Source organism: Candidatus Nomurabacteria bacterium, assembly GCA_020632075.1.
Classification (GTDB): Bacteria; Patescibacteriota; Minisyncoccia; order Phycocordibacterales; family UBA918; genus OLB19.
In genome coordinates, this window is record JACKGH010000001.1 from 537,152 (window position 1) to 559,505 (window position 22,354).

The window sequence follows — 22,354 nt, forward strand, 5'->3', positions numbered from 1 at the left end:
CCATGTAGTCATATCCTGAATGACTACAGATTACCCTACTTTGAAGTAAGCGTCAAAGTTGCAGTCGCTGTGTAGGTTTCAGCAGTTGGTGATGGCACAGCACCACTTGGAACACTCACCTTGAACTTGATTGAACTGGTTGCTCCAGTTGTTGCTGGCGCGATCGTATCGATGATTCGGTACGGTGAAGAAGTTGGGGCTTTCCAACAGAGATCTGGAGTGGTGTTTGAGCCACCGCCACCACAAGTATCAACCGCATTGTGCTTGAACGAAGCGTCGATATCACCTGAAGATGAGGCTGAAACGGTGTACGCAAACTGCGCAGCTGTACTTGCAGTCCAACCATAACCTGGTTGCAGACCATCATCACCATCGTAGTCACGGATCGATTCGCTTGAACTGACATCTCCGATCATAGCTTCTTCGGTACCGTTGTGTTCAAAAGAGATATCAACGTAGTAGCCAGAAGCGTTGTTAGACACCACCACAAATTGTGTCGAGCCTGTAGCATTACCACCAGTGACACCGTATACGGTACCCAACATGGTCACGTTACTTGGCTGCACCAAGAATGAGTTTTCTGAAGTAATGGTCTGACGAATGTAGAATTCGTTACTGTTGGTCTGCCCATGACCGATAGTCGGTTCACTCAAAAAGAAGCCTACAAATAAGAGTGAAACGACTGTAACGCTTGCGAGCACCGCGTACGTAGCAGATCGACTGAGATGTGTGAAATTAGTAATCATAATGCAATTTGTGTCTTGTTAATTTACTTAGTAAGTATAGCAATTAATGGCTCAGAATAATGTTTTATGGTTGTTTTTGTGTGCATAACTCACACCTTATTTCACCGCTTTACATAAGCCTAGATTGCGCCACCACCGCCTGCGCCACCACCAGTCGACTGGTGGTAGACCCGGACCTGGATCGCGTCGATCTGTACCGTATTACTTGAAGGCTGACCAATAACCCGAACCGCGAAGTTTGCATTATTGAACTCAGCATACGTCCAGCTGCGGCCCCAAGTATCGCTTGCACCTCCAAGAGTAACTACCGCATCCGTCCCGGTGAGGGTTGGGGTAGTTTTAGCGCTTGTCCAGTTACTTCCGCCGTCGTAAGAAAGCTCAACATCAATATCACCCGCAGCAGTCGTACCCGAAATTTCCATTTTCACTTCGATACCTGTAATAGTATTACCACTTGGCACACTGAAACCGTGGCCGGTGTAGCTTGATGAAGCGTTTGTCGTGTCAGTAGACGCATAGGTACCGTCAACCTTATCGTACGCATACGCCCCATTAGTCCAATCGCCACTATGTGCAGTTGGCCAGAAGTAATTCGGATCATCCCCGATCAGTTCCCCACCTTCATTGGTGCCACCAGTTTCTTCGGAACGACCTTCTGGAGCAGGATCGCCGATCGCCGCAGCACTACCACCACCGCCCTTGTTGATCCGGTGATGTTGTGCCTGATTGACCGATCCACTCACCGTATATGAACCCACATAATCTTCCATCGAAACACCCGACGTGAATAATTCAAAGTTTAGCGATGAACCACTATCCGGCACACTCCAGTCAGCAACTACGATGTAGTTGTCAGTGGTGGTTGCAAGCCAGTCTGTACTGAACGTGATACCACCCGAGAAACCTGAGATGCTCATTACACCAGCACCACCAACTTGCTCATCTGTCGCATCATACACACCATCATTATCGTGGTCTTTGAGGAGTCTGATATTAGAGAAATCAGCAGTGTCTATCTTCTTGGCTCCAGACAGTGTCACCACCAGCTCAGTCACCGTGGCTGTACCACTTTCTGGCGTAAGTTTGAAGGCGAATAGCGCTTCATCGGTCTTGCTTTGGAAATCAAATGCATTTTCAACCTGGGTTGCATCATGGTCTGCGATCGTGGTCGAACCATACTCGGCATTGAAATTCCAATTGCTGTTGTTGCCTCCATCAATTGAGTTGAAAGCAGGGATCGGTCCGTATGTACTCGATGACGCATTAGAATCGGACGCAGTCACAAACTCAACCGTCATTGGGATCGACTGCACATCGAGGTACCACTGCGTATCAGCCTCGGTCGAAGCCAGCCAAACATGAGAATCTTCTGCACCCTGCCACACGACAGTATTGAAGGTACTGGTCGCGCCAGCAAGGAACTGTGCTGAAGTAGACGCAGCCATGGTGAAAGTGCCAGTGGTAGTTACTGGAGCACCGAAGACGATCGACTGAGTAGCGCCAGTGCCACTAGTGTTGTAGACAGTCAGATCGTTGAAGGCACTCGCGCCAGAGAGCGTGCCGGTGGCAGTCTGCTGACTACTACCACTGAGAAGTACTTCTGAAGTAGAAGCGGTGAATATACCGTTGTTCGTGTAGTCACCGTCGATATCAAGTGTGGTACCAGATGCATGTACGATCGCACCGGAAAGAATAGAGAAGTCAGTCGTGGAAGCACTAGTCTGGAAGACCTGCACATTATCGGCGACAATCACATCGCCAAAGGCTGATATGCCGATCATGGCACCAGAATGCGTAGCCGGGAGATGATATTCATGCACAGCATCACTACCATCACCGGTTATGTACATACGCGAACCATCTGTCGAAAACGCAAACCCATACGCATAGGTCTCTTCGGTTGAAAACGAAAACGTATCAACATGAACTGCGGTAGCAACGCTCCACGGGGTGGTAAGAGTAAACTCGTCTACATCATCACCATTGTTCCCCGCAACAAACATCTTGTGTCCGTCATTAGAGAAAGCTAATCCTGCAGGAGCTAACTGGTACGAAAATACATTGTAGAGAGTCGCGTAGTTTGCTGTGGACACGTCAAAAGCAGTGTCAAGTATATATTCATACACTTTCCTGGTGTTGTATCCCATCACAAACATCTTGAGACCATCACTAGAGAACGTAACATCTGTTGGTTGTGAATCTTGAGCTGACACAGACTTACTGTCGACAAAGCTGGCGTTGGAGACGTCAAAGGCAGCATCAAGCGTATACTCATTGATGTCATTACCAGTATCCCCTGCCACAAACAACTTCATACCATCATCAGAGAACGTAAGACCAGTTGGGGCGGTGTCTTGCGCAGAGACTGACTTGCTCGCTACGAAACTCGCAGTCGAAATGTCCCAGGCAGTGCTGAGTGAGTAGGTGTTGATCTCTTGGCCAACATAGTCAACAGAAAATAGTTTGAGTCCATCGTCAGAAAACGCGAGACCAAATGAAAGCGAGGCTTGGGCCGCTACACTTGTTGCGTGTACATAACTCGCACTACTAATATCGAAATAGTCTGCACCAGTGAAGTAGGTTGTGCCGGAGTTATTATCGAAAGTGCCACTGTTGGTGTACACCCCATCAATGGTGAGAAGGCCAGCAGCGGGCGCCGTGAAGCTGCCCCCGCTAGCGATGGTAAGGTCTGAGGTTGTTGCATTGTTTGAGGCGGTGTACGAACCAGTCACTACCACATCGCTGAGCTGATCGTCTCCGACTAGGGTTCCTGAGATCGTTTTGCTTGAACCAGTAAGATAGATTGTTCCGCTATTATTATCAAAATCCCCCCCCACTATTAGTAAGGTCACCAGCAACAGTGAGCAATGTAGGAGCAGTGACTGTCGCTGTGCCACTACCGATCGTGAAGTCGGTGGTCGAAGCGTTGTCACTGAAGGTGAGTGGTAGTGTACCTGCAGTTACCAGATCATTAAAGGCCGAGCCACCGGTCATAGTACCAGAAAACGTCTGCTCCTCCTCAGTAATAACATATTCGTAGATACTATCATTGACGCTACCGGTCATGTACATTTTGGTCCCTGTGGTGTTGAAGGCTAAGCCATATCCAAAAAGATCTTCAGTACTTATATCTTTACTACTAACGAATGCGGCCGTTGAAATATCGAACGCTGAGGAGAGGTCGTACTCGTAGACTTTGTTATTGCTACTACCGATCACATACATTCTAGTGCCGGTGGTGTTGAAGGCTAAATCTCTTGGAACAGTATCTTGTGCGGCGACGCTCGTAGCGTGGAGATAGGAAGCAGTTGAAATATCGAACGCAGAGGAGAGGTCGTACTCGTAGACTTTGTCGTTTGAAGAACCAACGACGTACATTTTAGTGCCGGTGGTGTTGATGGTGACACCTACTGGAGTACTGTCCTGTGCGGCGACGCTCGTAGCGTGGAGGTAGGAAGCAGTTGAAATATCGAACGCAGAGGAGAGGTCGTACTCGTAGACTTTGTTATTACTATCACCAACCATGTACATTTTAGTGCCGGTGGTGTTGATGGTGACACCTACTGGAGTACCGTCCTGTGCGGCGACGCTCGTAGCGTGGAGATAGGAAGCAGTTGAAATATCGAACGCAGAGGAGAGGTCGTACTCGTAGACTTTGTCGTTTGAAGAACCAACGACGTACATTTTAGTGCCGGTGGTGTTGAAAGCAACGTCATATGGAGAAATGTCCTGTGCGGCGACGCTCGTAGCGTGGAGGTAGGAGGCGATAGAGATATCAAAACCATTGTTTTCAACAATCACCACACCAGCATTGTGCGAAAAAGTTCCGGCATTGCTGTACGAACCAGTGATAGTTAGTGCATCAGTAGCCGTAAGAGCACCGCCAGAAGTGATCGTAAGATCAGACGTGGTCGCATTATCAAGCAACGAATACGAGCCCGTGATGACCACCTCATCAAACCGACTGGAACTTGTAAGTGTGCCGGAGATCGTTTTGCCACTCCCCGTGAAGACACTGGTCACATCAATTCCCTTTGTACCTGTATTATTGTAATTCCCCGCCACCCGTAGGTTACTACCCCCAGCTCCGGTGTAAGTGCCAGAGTTGGAAAAATCTCCCCCTACTCGCAAGCTACTACTAGCCGCTGCGGTGTAAGTGCCAGAGTTGGTATACGCACCAGCGATGTCTGTCACACTGTCAGCACTTACGGTGAAGTCTCCTTCATTGATGTAGTCTCCCGCCACAGAGAGCGTACTGGTTGGAGCAATTACTATCGCACTAGCAGTGATGGTCAAATCGGAGGTAGAAGCATTGGCAACATCAAAAGTTTGTTTTGTTTGATCAAACACCACGCTCCCAAACACTGAAGAACCCGTCATAGTACCCTGATGAACTGCGTTGAGTTCGATTGTCAGGATACGATCAAATGCACTGTAGTTGGTAAAAAGTATGGAACTATCATAGGTAAGCCACGCCCCATAACCAGCAAAAGCACTAGAATAAAGCACTTGCTCTTGATAGTTTGCAGTTGATACATCAAATGGAACCTGTAGTGTGTACTGATGAATTTCTCCCACATCTCCCCGCACATACATGTAGTCGCCATTAACTGAGAAAAACAGACCGTCTGTTGAAGTGACTTCTGTCGCAACACTGTAGTTATCGACATAGGTAGCAGTAGACACATCCCAGGCGGTTCCGAGCAAGTACTCATTGACGTCATCACCATCATCGCCAAGTATGAAAAGTTTTGTGCCGTTGCGTGATAATCGAAAGCCGGTTGGAGTGGCATCTTGGGTCGTCACTGTAAAGTTGTCAGTGTAACTAGCAGTAGACACATCATAAGCAGTACTCAATGAATACTCATTGACTGCTTCAGGTTTAGAATTCGAACTTCCCCCAAGCACATACATAGTACGACCATCATCTGAAAATTGTACATCAATCGGATCATCTGTTTGAGTCGCTACACTAAGCCCGTCCACATACGTCTTTGTTGCCACAACCCAGGCGGTTCCAAGTGTATACTCATAGACTTTGTCATTTGTACTACCCGTCGTAAACATCTTAAGACCGTCAGGAGAGAAGGTGAGACCTTTTAAAGTGGTATCTTCAGTTTGAGAAGATAATCCAATGGATCTGTAACTAGAAAACCGCTGATTACCATACCCATTAAGGTACACTGTGCCGGAGTTATTAGTGAATGTACCATTGTTTGTGTACTCCCCAGTAATGGTAAGTAAGCTTGGCGCAACAAAACTGCCACCCGAAGCAATAGTCAGATGACTTGTCGAAGCATTGTTCGACGCTGTATACGAACCAAACACCTCGACACTTCCGAGAGCGGAGCCGCCAGTCAGAGTACCCGAGAGGGTTTTGCTTGTGCCGGTCAATTCTACGACCCCATAATTATGGTCGAAGTCTCCCCCGCTGTTGGTGAAGTTTCCAGCTACCGTGAGTACAACCGGCGCTGTGACTGTTGCTGCACCGCTACTGATCGTGAAGTCGGTGGTAGAAGCATTATCAGCAAAGTAAGTACTTTGCTCACCGCTGATCACCACATCTCCCAGTGATGAAGTAGCGATGAGCGTGCCGCTGATCGTCTGTACATCACGCAAACTGTATTGATCGACGCCGTTGAAATCCAGGGTGTAAAACTCGTCTCCTGAAGTAGAGAACGCAATGTCTCGAAAAGCATTGAGCGAGACCGTTGGAGTGAAGGTCTGTAGATAGGTCGCTGATGAAATGTCATAGAGCGTACTTAGGTAGTACACAAAGACCTGTTCACTATCAAACCCAGCCACATACAAGTATCGCCCGCTCGTAGAGACTACGGCGGCGTTTGGATTTGTATCAAAGTTACCCATGTACAGCGAAGCATTATCATAACCAGCAGTAGAGACGTCCCATGGTGTACTGAGTGTATAAGAATAGATCGTGTTGTTGGTGCCACCGACTACATACATCTTGGTGCCACCTGAAGAAAAACTCACTCCCTGTGGCCCAGTGTCTTGAGAACTTACACTGGTCGCGTGGGTATAGGCTGCAGTAGAGACATCCCACGCGGTTGAGAGTGTGTATTCATAGACACTATTGTTGTCATTTCCGGCTACAAACATTGTAGAACCATCACTCGAGAACGCTACACCCATTGGAGTACCGTCTTGGGACTGCACACTGGTCGCGTGAGTGTAGGCTGCAGTAGAGACATCCCACGCGGTTGAGAGCGCGTATTCATAGACCTTATCTGTAGTAACTCCTGTGATGTACATATTCGTGCCGTCAGTTGAGAACGCAAGACCTCGCTGGGCAGAATCCTCATCAGTAGACGATGAGTTTGTATAAGAAGCAGTGGTCAGGTCAAAACCAATACCAGCCGCGTACAGTGTGCCTCCGTCCGCATCGAAGGTTCCATTCTGTGTCAGATCACCAGTGACCGTGAGAGAATTTGATACCGAAAGGACTGTCCCCTCTGTAACGTCTACTTCTGAGGTAGAGGCATTGGCTGGAAATTCTATAGTCTGAACACCGGCCGTCACAAGCTTACCAAGTGATGAAGCACCGGTAAGCGTACCAGTGAAGGCAGAGCTGGTACTGAAGTCATACTCGTAGACTCGGCCACCCACCTGCGTCGACACGATATACATCTTGTCGAGATCGGCTGAAAAGTTTATGTCACGCGGCTCAGTAACCACCGTCCCAACACTGAAAGTGTCAGCAAGCACAGCGGTCGAGACATCCCACGCGGTTGAGAGTGTATATTCGTAGACACTATCATTCTCATAACCTGACACAAACATCTTGTAGCCATCTCTCGCAAACACAAGACCATGCGGAAATTCGTCTTGTGTCTCAACCAGCTTACTGTCAATAAAGCTAGCAGTTGAAACATCCCATGGGGTCGAGAGTGTGTACTCATTAACATCATCCCCCCAGTCACCGATCACGAACATCTTGGATCCGTCCGTTGAGAATTGCACACTATGCCCATCGCTCTCCTGTGCAGCAACACTGGTCGCGTGCACATAACTAGCAGTCGAGACGTCCCAGGCGGAAGACAAATTGTACTCATGCACTGAGTCATTCTGTGTACCATTGATGTACATCTTGGTGCCGTCTGGTTTGAAAAAGAGACCAGTTGGCGTATTTTCATACGCCTGCACACTGGTAGCATGAACATAGCTGGCTGTTGAAGCGTCCCAAGCAGGTGATAGCGTGTACTGAACCACCTGATCGTTTGTTGAACCAACCACATACATCTTGGTGCCATCAGTCGAAAAAGCGACCTCTCGTGGACTTGATTCTTGTGTTGTGACTGTCTTGTAGTCCACATAGGCTGCATGCATCAACCCCGCGGTCGTCGTACCACCGTTGTGCGTAAACACACCGCTATTATTATGAAAATCACCCGTGAGATTCAAATATGCTGGACTTAAGAATGTGTCTCCGCTCCAGATATGTAGTTCCTGTGCTTCCAAGATCTTTATCTCGTCGGTCGCAACTGACGCAGTGAATTGTAGATCACTATCATCGGTTGAGTCGTAGTTTGCAAACTCGGTCACACTGGTTGAAGTGCTCCCCTCTTGGCGCACGATGACTCGATCCTGGTATAGATCGAGGCCTGAAATATGACTCGAAGTCGACGTGGCTTTGGTTACCACCGCCGCTCGAATACTCGAAGACGCATCAACAAAGACCGTCAACGGCACATCCATACCAAGCAGATATTGATCAACTGCAAAGCTGTACACCCCAGAACCATTAGCAGTCGTGGTAGTAGCCACTGGTGATCCAGCCCCAACCACTAACTTAATGGTCGCGCCAGTACCAATAACTGTTGACCCTTCATCAGAATACAAAGTCCCCGAAACGGTAGTGGTAGCATTCTCTTCATACAAACTATCAAGCCTAAGTCCTGAAAACGCTCCATGATCGACATCCATGGTACCAGTGGTAGCCAAGGCAATGTTTTCAACGGACACATTGTCGGTTGCACTCATACCTGGCACAAACGCACCATGAGCATGACCCGCATTGTAACTCCATGTATCATTGCGGTTGAATTCATCAGAGCCGGCGTAATCAATGATCGTGTCATTGACACTAAGTCGAGCAGTCGGATTACCACGTGACACAGCTGCAGCTTCAGATTGCTGTGACCAGAAAAAGATGTAGTCTCCCGCTACGTCGACTTCTGTAAACGAGTCGGTGGCACTATTGATAGTGAAGGTCGATGCGTCTTCATGAGCTGTGGTGTCCCAAGAAAATTCAGTCAACGTAGTTGTGTTTTGATCGCCTGAAGTCGCCTCACGAATGAACGTCTCCGCAGCGCTTGGTAATTGAACGATCTCTAACGACCCGCCCTGGAATGTAGCCGTCAAACCAGCACGCTGAAGGTTCTCAATAGCGAGCACTTCCCCTGCACCAACATCGATGATACCGATGTAGTTAAGAACACCATCTTCAGCCTCTTGTGCAGTTCGCATCATCGTGGACACTCGCGTCCCCTCTACTTCCACATCATCCAAAGTGATCCGAGAAGTGTACTCCGTTCGATCTGCAGTAGTTCCAGCACCATCAGCAAACATTGGTAATGAATAGGAAACGAGATACCTGCCAGCATTTGCAATGGTAATATTTGCACCACTTCTTGAGAATCCTGTATCCTCTTCGTTGGTCGTATCCCACGCCACATCAGCGTGTGTGGTGGAAGCAGAGTTCGCACTCACAGCACCCGAGAGAGCGTACCGTGCGTAGTTCCAAGCATCAGGAAGCTTAATGACCTGTACACCATTCCAGCCGGCATTCTCTCGGGTTGGAATACCTGTACTATCGTTGTCTGTTTTGTAGAAGTTCGTTTCAAGTGAGGTGGTCGCACTTGCAACATTAATGATCGCGTTACCCGATGTCATACACTCCTGCTGCCCGTTCAGCTTTCTCATATAACATTGTGAGGCACCAGAGGTAGCTGTCACTCCCCCAATATCGAGCCGACCTTGAATTTCCTTTCTGGTGTTGTCAGTAGCATCAGTTGTTTCCCAGAGCTGCGTATACAACACCAAGTACTTTCCCGTTTCTAGTTCGAACTTACTTCCACTGTACGTGATCGCTGTTCCCGAAGCATGTGTCTCACTGTTCCAGCCAAAGATCGCTTCACTGGTCGATACTGCGGTGGTATCGGTAGTGTTTTCACGCACCATGTACTCGAGCATGGTGGCGTGCACTTGAGCCGGGACCGCAAGCACAGCAAACACAAAGAACACTATGAACAGTGACTGAATTACTTTTACTTGTGTGATCAATGCGGTCTTCATGGCTACGTTGTTGGTTCTGGAGCTGAATCTACTGGACTTGCCGGTTCCTCAGCTGGTGGTTCCGGGGTTGGTTCTGGGTCTTCGGCCGGCAATTCAGACTCTTCACTCTCCTCTTCTACTATTGGCTCGACCGGCGGCTCTTCTGGCATTTCTTCGATCGTCGGTTCAGTCGTAGGTTCTTCTACTGTCTCCGGGGAACTCGTTGCAGCGTCTTGTTCTTCTGTAGTATCTGGAACGGTTTCGTTTGTACTACTTGCGGTTTGATCAGTCGAACTGGCGGTGTCATCAGGCTCAGTACCAGCATTTCCCCCCTGAGTCTGTCCACCCGAGGTGTTGCTGTCAGTATTGGTGCTGCCACCAGCTGAGCCAGTGTTGTTAGTGCTGCTTGTATCAGTTGTTGCAGCCTGCACATCGAGCAAGAGGCGGAGATCATCCGCAGTCACACACACACCGTCGACACAGAGTTCATTAGCGATCTCAACGCGATCTGCCTTAAGCGTGAAGACTGAGAGCACGCCATCCACGAAGCGATTTGCGAGAGCAACCAAACGGTCGAAGATAGTTTCATCCTCATTATCACCGACCACTTCAATGCTGCTAGTGCCCATAAGCGCCTGGATACCAGCAAGCTGAGCATCATCAACCCAACGGAAACCACGATCGACAAACATTACGATCTGACCAACCTTCACCTCAGTATTTCGATCAAGATCGATCGTTTCACTTTCAGTCTCGCGAAGTGCTTGGAGTGCTTCAGCGACAGATTCACGCTCAATGATGTCATTAGCTTCTTCGATGCGTCCTTCTGTCGTGGTGGCGTTTAGTGGTACACACGGGTCCTCACCAAGCGCTGAGCCACCACCGAAGTAACAACCATCATCAATACGTGGATCGTATTCAGTGAAGATAGGCTCGAACACTGGATCGATCATGTCATCGCCAAACTGATTGATGTATGTCTCACTGTACATACGCTCATCATCGAAGTCTTCAAGTGCGATACCGATAGTCGCTCCAGTGCCAGTTGCCTTCATTGCAATACCTGGCAGGCTTGAGAGCATAAGCTGATCACCCTTCTTGATCGGTCCGTTTTCAGTCGAAAGCTTTACTGGCACACGTCCAGTAAGCGCAACTGGATACCGCGTCTCTCCTTCAGTGAGTGACACATCGTCGGCACCGAGGGTGATACCCGGCTTAGTAGAAACCACACCGAGGATCGGTAGAACGCTATCTCGATTGGCTCGTTCGATCGAGAGTTCACCAGCGAGCGTTACCACCTCACCCGTCTCGAGCGCAGCGCTTGAGAAGTATGTTTCTGCCAAGTCAGAGTTGCCGGTATCGTAATCACGTGCTGAGATCTTACCGCTTGTAGATGCAGTACACTCACCATCGTAATCGACACAGATACCACCAAATGGGATCTGGAGACCAGCCAAGTTTGCAGTCGAGCCATCGTTACGACCGATCGTCGTGGTACCGAATGCAGACACCGTGAATACAGGGTTGTTTGCGTTTCGGAAATCAAGATACTTTGAGGTCGACGATGAGAATGAGCCACCCGTACCATTACCGAAGTTCATCTCAAGACCAGTACCTTCGAAATCACTCGAGCTCTGGAAGAGACTCAAAAGCGTAGCGGTCGTGATCGTGTCTGAGTAGCCGCGAATCGCGTTACCTTGAGTAGTACCTTCTGTTTCGAAGTACCCACCCGCTGGCTCGTAGGTTGCTCCCGCATCGCCAGTTGTTACACCGCGTACACCAAAGGTACGAGCGAAGCCTGAAAGTGCGGTGTTTTCACCGTACGTATTGATACCGCGGTGTGCCTGCACTTCAAGACCACGCACAGTATTTGCGTAGTCTGTACTATCTTGTACCCGGATCATACTACCAACGAGTGTGGTGGTCGCGGTATTTGAAGCTGTAAGGTAAAAGCGGTTACCATACTGCACCGCATCTTCAACAGAGTTAGTAGTCTGCAAGTACTGATCGAATCCGATCACTCCTGCACCATCAAAGTCGGTGCTTTCAAGAGTAAGCTTCGCGCTTGGAGTGGTGCTACCAATACTGACCGAAGTACTGCCAATACCTCCCTGACCATCAGCGCGACCAAAGACAGTAAGAAGTGGCGTACCGTCAAGACTTGCCGAGTAGCTCATGACCGTACCGGTTGCAGACGCAGTCGTGACTCCCATGTCAGTCCACGAGACGATTCCCGCATCATCCGCAAACGTCATGTTACCCAGTGCGAGATTCTCAATCGTGGTCTGGTTGGTCGCACTATCATATGAGATCGCACCATTAGCGACTTCGAAGTCACCGGTGAGAGCGATCTTTGGATAGGTACCATCAGTATCGATACGGAAGATCGGTGAGGCTGATGATGAGGTAGCGATGGTGAACGCAAACGCAGTACTGTCTTTAATAGTACTGGTAGCGTTGGTGAAGTACTGGAGAAGAAGGTCACTCGCTGAAGAAGAAGCGAATGAGATCACGTTTGAATCAAGCCAGGTGTCACCAGCGACTGAGAGTTTAGCGCTTGGGGATGAGGTACCGATGCCAACGAATCCACTATTGTCGACCGTGAGTACTCGCCCACTCGCGTTATCGAGCGTGAGGATGTCACCAGTACCGAGCTGAGTGATCGAGGTGCTCGTAGCAGAGGTTGAGCCGGTGATGCTGAAGAGGTTGTATGCACGTTCGTCGTCGGTGGTGATGGTAGTGCGGTCCCATTCGTTGTAGCGGGTGTCGGTACCTGCATCACTGACGTAGGTGGTGGTGTCGGGGTTGATGTAGGTATTGCCCACAATGACGGTGTGTTCGGAGTTTACCGTCTCGATCTCGATCAATGCAGCGGTACCGGTGGCCCTAATACTGTTACCAGAAATGAGAACGTCATCTGGCGCAACACCGCCAATATCATCAAGAAAGATGCTGGCATTTCCGCCACCACCATTCGCAATAAGGACATTACCAGACACAAGAGTACGATCACTCGACCAAGAAACCCGAATACCATACACACTATTGGTGGCGATTTGGTTACCAATAATACTGTTGTCTGTTGCCCCCTGCCCCGTCACGATACCTTCAGGGTTCCCGGCAACGGTGTTGTCTGAAATAATGTTTCGACTCGCGTTTAGACCAATTTCAATACCGTAACTACCATTACCATAAACCTGGTTGTTGGAGACGTGGTTTTCGACACTTGCTGTTCCCAAATACAAACCATGCCCGCTACCACTATTCATCTGGTTGCTGGTAATAATGTTGTTGTTTGAGTTTGAGTTAACAAGAACGTTGTAACTACTATTACTATTGACTTGATTGCCCACAACCATGTTGTCCGAACTCTCGTCTAAGTAAACACCGTACACACTATCCTCAACCAAGTTCCCTTGCACAACGTTTTCATTTGAGCTAGTGAGCAACCCGATACCAATCCCAGCCGCGTCATCACTATTAATGAAACTGTTCGCAACAGTGTTGTTTGAACTTGAGACGAGATAAATACCCAAGTTTTCATTACCACCGGCAGTGACCTGCTCCACAGTATTACCGTTGGCATACGACAAGTACACACCAGCATTTTGAAAATCATTTGCGATGACATGCGCAATCGAAGACGAGCTGGTATTACTAAACCAGATACCATACTGATCATCACTGGCGGTGTTATTACTTAGATTACCTTCAAGGTGCAGACCAGCCACGCGCACGTGATTGCTCGACGTTGCCAGAATCATAGCGACCGTGTTGGCGGTATTCGCATCAAGTGTGAGAACTGTGCTGCTTCCCTGTCCAATCAGACTGGTAGAGGAAGCCAAGGTGATCACGCTGGTGGCGTAGGTGGTCGTACCGACCGCGTAATTTCCCGCGAGCAGCCGGACTTCGCCGCCGCCGTTACCAGCAACGTAATCAATCGCTGCCTGAATGGTCGCTTCATCAGCGGTCCCATCCGCCGTATAGTCTGCATACGCTTTCTCATTCGCTGGACTGTCTGCAGCAGCGACGACTACGGCGGTGTCACCGGCTGATTTGATACATGAGCCAGAAGCATCTTGGAAACAACCACCCTCAAGCTTGATGCCGTTGGCGAAGGTTGAGGTGGCAGTGGTGGTTGAGACATAAAGGATGTTCTCGATGGTGGTGGTTGCACTGGTGAGGGTGAGGAGACCGTTGGTGCCCACTGTAGAACCAGTACCGATCTTGAAGGTGTCGTCGGTGTCGTCGAGGCCGAGGTAGAAGTCGACTGCAGAACCATCAAACAGTGCAGCCAGATCTTCAGCCAGACCTGTTCCAAATGTAATAGTAGAACCAGTCCCTCCGGTTGAACTGATACTCAAGTCTCCACTCGCATTCACACTAAGCTCACTGTAATTAGACCCATCATACGAAAGTCGCAGTGCGTTTGAGGTACCAAAGATATCAAGCATTGCTCCTGGTGAAGCTGTACCAAGTCCAAGGTTGGTTCCGTCATACACAAAGGTTGAATCAAAGGCCAGGGCTGAACCAGAGACGTATGGGATAGCGTTGGTGGTATATGAACCTGGAGTATCAGAAAGACCAAGGAAGGTACCATTACCTAAGCCAAGGCTTGAGGTAGCAATGTCTGCCCAGGCTGAACCATTCCAATATAAGAGGTCACCGTAGTTTTCGGTCATTGCGGCGACATCAGAGAGGTCTTCGAGGGCGGAGGCGCCGGCTGAGAAACCAAGGGTGGTGGTTGAGACCCAGTCGAAGCCACCAGCTGCGGTGCTTGAAGCTTGAAGGACATAGCCATTGACCCAGTTGGAAGCAGCCAGGCTTGAAGAAGCAACGGTGGTAGTTGAGAGGACTCCGTTAGCATCGGCGGTGAGGAGGCCGCTGGTGAGACCACTCACAGTGAGAGTGCCGTCGTTACCAACCGTGAAAACGCGACCAGTCGCGTTGTCTAGAGTAAGGATGTCACCAGTACCGAGCTGAGTGATCGAGGTACTCGTAGCTGAGGTTGAGCCGGTGATGCTGAAGAGGTCGTGTGTGCGGGTGGTTGGCGTTGTGAGTGTGCGGCGATCAAACTGATCGAACATCGTTCCGGTACCTAAGTCACGGACAGACAGTGCTCCAGTGCCTGAGTGTGTATTATTTGCAATAACGTTATCGTTTGCGGTCGAAGATTGGATATCAATCGCTCGTCCAGTCCCGGCCGCACTCACGATCCGGTTACCGGTGATGAGGTTTCGATCAGAGTTACTGCTGACGATAACTCCCGTTCCGGTCGCACCTCCATTATTGTTGTTTATGAAATTGTTACCGCTCACTAAGTTATCAGAACTATTCTCAACGAACACACCTACTGTTGTGTTGTTTTGGAAGGTGTTTCCGGTGACGGTGTTGTTACTTGATCCGTTTTCAAAATAAATTCCTCGGTTACTGCTCTCAAAGACGTTACCGGTGACTAGGTTGTAATCACCATTGTAGAAAAGAACACCTTGGTTACCCATGTCACGAAAGATGTTGCCAGTAACAGTGTTGTATCCACCAAGATAAAATGTGATTCCCTCCCAAGAGTTATCATGAATAGTATTATTTGCAAAAATGGTGTGATAGACCGTATCAGCATCAATACCGTAGTTGCTGAATCCGGAAATCATGTTGTTCGTAATCTGGTTTCCTCGGGTACTAGTATAGAGGCGGATACCGGAACCTCGTCCATCTTTAATCGATAGACCAGTGATCGTCGAACTTGCTGTGCCAGCAAAGTGAATACCGTGCTGGGTACCAGTAGTCTGCCCGGTTTTATTCAAGTCGAGCGTCATATCACGCACTGTGATATCTGTCACACCAGTTGCGTAGAACATGTAGTAGGTCGCATTGAAACTGTTCCTGAGCTGCAAAACAGTGCTCTTGCCAGAACCAACCAATGCTACTGAGGATGTTGCAAAATTAATACCACGATTCGAAAAACTGGTTGTACCAAGAGTGAATGTACCCGGAAGGAGGTGCACCATACCCCCACTCGCCGACAACGAATCAAGAGCCTGTTGGATCTCAACTTCGTCATCAGTACCGTCTGCAACATAATCTGCGTGTGCCTTCTGACTCGCTGGAGAATCGCTTGCCGCAACTACCACCATGGTGTCACCATTCCAAGATGAAGTGCCTGTCGTAACCCAACTTGAACCATTCCAATAGAGAACGTCGTTGGTGGCAATGCTGGTAGTAGAGACATCTGAGAGCTGACCAAGCTGCAGTGCATTTTGTGCAAAGTAGTATGCACTCGAAGTACTGAAGCCACCACTCAGGAACGCTGCTGCTTCGTAGCCATCAAGGGTACCGGTCCAGTCTCCGGTCTTGGTGAGATACGAATCACCAATAGCCGCACCGTTCCAAGTCGCATCATAGATCGTACCGTCCACCTCAAGATCACCACTGATGAATGCACTGTTGTATCGATTACCAGACGCAATGCTACTGATGGTTGACGAGCCTACAGTAAGAAGTGTCGTTGGTGAAGTAGTGCCGATACCAACGTACCCACCGCTTGCAATAGTCATTCGAGATGCGTTATTGGTGATAAGACGAAGGTCATGAGCTGAGACAGTTCCCATGAAGCCTTGGAAGTCTTCACTACGAACATCTACGGTCACACTGTTAGTTTCATCGATGAAGCGACCACCTGCATTTGTCGTGCTAGACACGGTAAGTAATCTAACTGACGTCGCACCAAGTCCAACGTAGCCATTATCCGTAACAGTGAACACTTCTGTACCACCATCAAGTAAGTTCAGAATGTCACCAGTACCTGACTGGTTAATGGTCAAAAGTGTGTTTGTGTCAGTAGCAGCGATCGTATCTGATTGGTCGGAACGTACAAAACTAGACGACGCAACACCACCAAGCTTGTATGACTCAAACGCTGCTGGCACAGTGCCGAGCGGCTTGCGAGGACTCATTTCCCCATCCCAACTTGGTGAACCGCCAGTACCACCGATCTCAACACCGAGGTAGAGATCTTGGTTGAAGTCAACACTAGTAAGTGGTGAAGTACTGCCGAGCATTACACTGAAGAGACCGTTGGTAACCTGTACACCTTCACTAGAACCAACAAGTCGTTCCTCGGTCCACACTGCTGACGTGGTAGCCTGACTGGTATTCTGCAACAACCAAAAACGCATGTTGTATGTACCGTCTGACACCGTCGCGCCAGTAGCATCGGTAAGCTTTCCTTGGTAGTTGATGTTCGGATTTGGTTCAGCGTGTACCGTAGACGTCCAACCTAAAAGACTGACACCAAAGGAGAGGAGTAGCAAGAAAGCAAGTTTAGTTGTAATGTTTCGCGCCGCCATACTTACCATTTACGAACATTAACCGGCACTTCTATCAACGGTACTAACGCACCAACCACTCGACCTGACTCGTCGACCTTTGCTGCTACCTGCGTACCATCGCTCAGCTCGTAGATCTCTACCGTATCTGAAAACAACATATCGACGGTCGCAGAGGCACTACTGGTTCCTTGTGGCATGAGTAAAATACCGTGCGTTGGGTCAGCCGAAAACGAATGCACTGAAGAGGTAGGCACTGCAACCACGACAGCTCCCATATCGCTCACTGGACCGTTTGACTGATCAGACACAGTGGTGCGCACAGGTTGTGGAGCCTGAGCAACTTGCGTACTTACTACCGGAGTCTTGATCAGCCGTGAACTGAGCATGTCATGCTCGTAGACAACGTATCCGCTGAAGAGTCCGACGAGCAAAACGAATGTCGCCACTGAGAGTGAACGAGCATGCAGTGACTGCACTCGCTTGAGCTGTAGAGTATTCTGCTGTTCCGCTACTGCTCGAAGCTCTCGCTCCCGTTTGCGTTCAAGACGAAGTTGCTTCTTGCGAATTTCTTGTTCGGCATTAATTGTATCGACATACGACTTGAGAGAGTTTAGATCAACGTACCACTGTCGGCCCACATAAGTGGCAACAATTTTTTGCTCGCGTGCAAGGCGAGTGATGTAGTCTCGTGAGTATGTGACAAGGTCTGCAATATCCTTGATTGGATACAACTGCTTTCCGTCAATTTCTAATGCACTGGACATACCGATTTAACTTTAATTATAAAGTTAAATCGGTATTTTTTCTGAACTGACTGTGAATAAGTTTTATGTAAAAAATGTACTACGGTTGCAAGACTTGCAGGAGATTTGCAACCTGCAACACAACCTGAGATTCATACACTGTGTCAGCGACGATCACTTGTGAACTCGCTGAGAACAAAACGGTAACACACACCAAAGCGAGCACTGAGGCGATCAGAGGAGAGATCAATACCATAAGCGGCATTTCCTTCATGGCAGCGGCTTGCTGAACCATTTGTGGTGCAAAAGATGAAATAGTCGATTGTAGACCTGCTTTCGCTCGAGATTTCTTATCTGGCTGTAGTGGAGATTCTATCCTTTTCGCTGAAATAGTTGCTTTTTCAATCTTTTTTTCAAAATCTGTACTCAAAACTGTTTTCTTGTCAGCAAAATCAGCGACGATGTTTACTTTTTGCTTTCGTTTTCCAGCAATCTCAACAACCGTGACTCTTTTTACCTTTGGCTTTACGAGTGCAACTTCATCCGAGATAACCTTATTATTAAGCACATTTTCTTCATCACTAAGACTCTCCTCTTCATTCTCATCGACGTCAGGGTAGTCTGTAACTGTAAGAGAACCCGACAGAGACACTTCAGGCAATGGATCAGCTGCAAACACTGAGGTTGTTTTCTCAGCTGCGATATGAATTCGAGTTGCATTAGCATGCTCAATGCGAATTCTTCTAGGTGGTTTGGGGACTTTTCTCGTGAGACTAGGAAGCAATGCTTCTTCATCTGGCTCATAGGCTACAGCCAACGAACGTTCTCGCTGTCCCATTTTGTTTACAGTCGTCTTAGATACTTTAACCGTTTTTGGAGTAAGAACAGCCGGGACACTTTTCCGATGTATCTTTGTTTTACTAGCTATATCTTGTTTTTGCTCTTCTCGATCCTTTTTCACTAATTGTGAATGTCTGTTTCTTTTGTGTTCAACTAGCGATTCTGGATTTACAAACCACGTCCGCCCAACTAAACGAGCGTCAATCTTTTTCGCACGGCAGAGCTGGCCAATGTAGTCTGAAGTATACTTAAATTCCTTCGCAGCATGCGAAGCTTTAATGTAGGCAACTCCATCAAAAACTACAGTCTCCATAACAAGTACATTCTAACAGAGAAAAGCAAAATGCACCCCCAGAAGAAGTGCATTACTTATCGTTTAACCGAGAAAACCTTATTTTAATTCTTGAATTAAAAGCTCTCTCAAGACTGCTGGATTTGCAGACCCCTTTGTCTTCTTCATACCTTGACCCAACAAGAATTGCAAAGCAGCATCCTTACCATTTCGGTACTCTTCCACAACAGACTCATTCTCAGTGACGATCTCCTTAACAAGAGCCCTCAAAGAACTCTCATCTGATACCTGCAGCAGACCTTTTCCTTCTGCGATCTCAAGAGGAGACTTGTCTGATCCAAATAATTCAGGGAGCATATCCTTTGCTACCCTCGACCCGATCTTACCCTCAGAGAGCATCTGCATCAAAGCAACGAAATGTTCAACATCGAGGTCAGACAAGCGATACTCCTCCTCACTGAGCAGTGCAGTAACGTCAGAGGTCAGATAGTTACCTGAAAGCTTCAATATCTCTGCGGACAATCTGGTTGACGAAACAATATCTGCAAAATACGGATCGAGGACTGGATTTGATATCAGAAGCTCAATCGTATCACTCGCCAATCCGAGATTTTTATAATCTGTCCTTTTTTCTAAAGGTAATTTAGGAATTATCTCGGATAAACGAGTTTCACTAAATGACTCATTTCTAGAGACATCAATCTTTGGAATATCTGGATCTGGGAAGTATCTATAGTCTTTAGCTGTTTCCTTGGAGCGCTGCGAAAATGTGCGAGTCTTCTGTTCATCCCAGCCGCGAGTTTCTTGAACTACCTGCCCACCATTTTCAAGAAGTTCTATCTGTCGTTTGATCTCAAACTCGATGGCACCCTCTACAGACTTAAATGAGTTGAGATTTTTCACTTCAACTTTTGTCCCAAACTCATCAGTCTTACTAACAGAGATATTTGCTTCGACACGCATTTCACCGCGCTCCATATTTGCATCAGATATACCGAGTGTCCGTAGTAGAAGTTGTAACTCTCGCGCAAAATTTCCAGCTGTCTCAGCATCATGGATGACCGGCTCTGTTACCAACTCCATAAGTGGAACTCCTGAGCGATTGAAGTCAACAACACTCCCCTCTCCCTTGTCGTGTTGACTGCGTGCAGTATCTTCTTCAAGATGGACGCGAGTCAGTGTGACACCAGACAGCTCGCCTCCGGAAAGAAACGGAAAGGCGTACTGACTGATCTGGTAGGCTTTTGGAATGTCTGGATAGAAATAATTTTTTCTATCGAACTCTGAGTAAGTGGCAGCTGTTGCACGGACTGCCTGACCAAACATGAGCACTTTCTTGATAGCCTCCTCATTTGGAGTTGGCAATGTGCCTGGGTGAGCAAGACAAACTGGACATATATGTGTATTCGGATCAGAACCATGTGGCTCGTTTTTACAACCACAAAACATTTTGCTTGCTGTCTTTAGTTCAGCGTGAACTTCAAGACCAATCGTCGGGGTGTAGGACATGATAAATGTTATAAAAATTACTCGCTAAAAACGTGAATCATTGTACGACGCAACCCTGCGAGAAACAAGCTGTGCTAATTCAGCGCACAACTACAGTGAGCGGAGATGTTTCACCAGTTCATCTTGCAGATTCTTTAATGAATCAGGATCAGATTCGCTTACAACAAAGACACGTTTCTTGGTTTTGGCAAGAGCTTTGTAAGACTTTTCAATATGATCTTTATTTACAAGGTCTTTTTTAGTTAGAATAATCCATTCTTCCTTCTCTACAAGTTCTTTACTGTACTCGGACAGTTCTTCTAAAATGGTGTAATACTGTTTTTCAGGATTCTCATCCTCAAGGGAAACAAGGTGGAGAAGCATTTTTGTACGAGAAACATGTCGCAAAAACTTATGTCCAAGCCCCTTCCCTGCGGCAGCCCCCTCGATGAGACCTGGAATGTCTGCTATCGTAAATCCGTAAAGATCACCGAGGTGTGGTTCTACTGTCGTGAAAGGATATGCGCCAATACGTGAGTGCGCATTAGTTAGTGTATTGAGTAATGTAGACTTCCCCGCATTCGGTACACCAATTAAACCAACATCCACCATCAAGGAAACTTCGATGAGAAACTCTCCTGCTTCTCCCTGTTTACCGCCAGTAGATTGTTCGGGTGCTCGGTTAATTGAGGACTTGAAGTATTCGTTGCCAAGTCCACCACCACCACCCTTTAGGACGCGAACTGTCTCACCTACCTCTGACACCTCAAATACACGACGTCGTTCAACATCGGTTACTCGTGAGCCTACCGGGATATCTATGTAGATATCAGAACCATTCCGGCCAGCTTTACTCTGATTGGTTCCCGCTTCGCCATTTTCAGCAGCAAACAACTTGTGTCCGGTATACTTTGAGAGTCGGTTCAGATCTTTAACTGCACGAACATACACATCGCCGCCGCGGCCACCATCACCGCCAGCGGGGCCAGCTAGTGGCTTAAATTTTTCGTGACGCCAACGAACAACGCCGTTTCCGCCGTTGCCTGCTTTTGCATGAATTGTCAGTTCGTCGACAAACATATGTGTGAGAACACTACCTCAGAAATGGATAAATCGCAATAGTATTACGAGTTTGTCTAGGTAACACAGACAAGTTTCGGTATGAACACTAGCGCTTAAAAACCACCAGCTAACTGGTGGTTTTGCACATGCTATAAGCCTCGAAACTACTCTACTTCCCGGTATTCAATCGTCTTCTTGGTAGACTCTTGGTTGATCCAGCGATTACCCACCGCACTTACAATACTCATAAGCAGCGAACCTATGAGGGCATACCAGAAACTGTCGACCTTGAAATCATCGAGTATAGAGGCCGCAAACATGAATAGTAGCGCATTGATAACGAAAGCAAACAACCCTAGGGTAAGAATGGTGATAGGTAGTGTCAGGATAAGTAAAACCGGACGGATGATCAGATTGAGTAGACCTAGGACAACTGCAGCAATGATCGCGGGGTATACACCATTAACGGTGATACCATCAACATATCTAGCAATGAGGAGTAGGCCTAATGCATTGAAAAGTAGTCTTAGAATAAGCGTCATGTCATTATTGTACCTTGGA

At 48.0% G+C, this 22,354-nt stretch carries 9 protein-coding genes; all 9 read right to left on the reverse strand.

Annotated features, from left to right (window positions below):
- Window positions 1-35: 35 nt before the first annotated feature.
- The 9 genes from H6786_02625 to H6786_02665 all read right to left on the reverse strand — a co-directional run bounded on the left by H6786_02625 (window position 36) and on the right by H6786_02665 (window position 22,335).
- Entirely contained in the window at window positions 36-746 is a 711-nt protein-coding gene (locus H6786_02625) for a hypothetical protein (GenBank protein ID MCB9816269.1), read from the reverse strand.
- 119 nt (window positions 747-865) lie between these two features.
- On the reverse strand, window positions 866-3,598 hold the full coding sequence (locus tag H6786_02630; protein MCB9816270.1) for a hypothetical protein: 2,733 nt from the start codon (window positions 3,596-3,598) through the stop codon (window positions 866-868).
- Window positions 3,567-10,061: a hypothetical protein gene (locus tag H6786_02635; protein MCB9816271.1), complete on the reverse strand. Its 6,495-nt coding sequence runs from the start codon at window positions 10,059-10,061 to the stop codon at window positions 3,567-3,569. Before H6786_02635 ends, H6786_02630 begins: the two co-directional genes overlap by 32 nt.
- A 2-nt stretch (window positions 10,062-10,063) precedes the next feature.
- Entirely contained in the window at window positions 10,064-17,386 is a 7,323-nt protein-coding gene (locus H6786_02640; protein MCB9816272.1) for a right-handed parallel beta-helix repeat-containing protein, read from the reverse strand.
- Between the two features lie 2 nt (window positions 17,387-17,388).
- Entirely contained in the window at window positions 17,389-18,132 is a 744-nt protein-coding gene (locus H6786_02645; GenBank protein ID MCB9816273.1) for a hypothetical protein, read from the reverse strand.
- A 79-nt stretch (window positions 18,133-18,211) separates the two neighbouring features.
- The gene (locus tag H6786_02650; GenBank protein ID MCB9816274.1) at window positions 18,212-19,264 is read right to left on the reverse strand and encodes a hypothetical protein; all 1,053 of its coding nucleotides are present in this window, start codon (window positions 19,262-19,264) and stop codon (window positions 18,212-18,214) included.
- A 78-nt stretch (window positions 19,265-19,342) separates the two neighbouring features.
- Entirely contained in the window at window positions 19,343-20,752 is a 1,410-nt protein-coding gene (gatB, locus tag H6786_02655; protein MCB9816275.1) for an Asp-tRNA(Asn)/Glu-tRNA(Gln) amidotransferase subunit GatB, read from the reverse strand.
- Between the two features lie 90 nt (window positions 20,753-20,842).
- Window positions 20,843-21,811 (reverse strand): GTPase ObgE, encoded by a 969-nt coding sequence (gene obgE / locus H6786_02660; GenBank protein MCB9816276.1) that lies wholly within the window; start codon window positions 21,809-21,811, stop codon window positions 20,843-20,845.
- A 146-nt stretch (window positions 21,812-21,957) separates the two neighbouring features.
- Window positions 21,958-22,335 (reverse strand): phage holin family protein, encoded by a 378-nt coding sequence (locus H6786_02665; protein MCB9816277.1) that lies wholly within the window; start codon window positions 22,333-22,335, stop codon window positions 21,958-21,960.
- Window positions 22,336-22,354 lie beyond the last annotated feature (19 nt).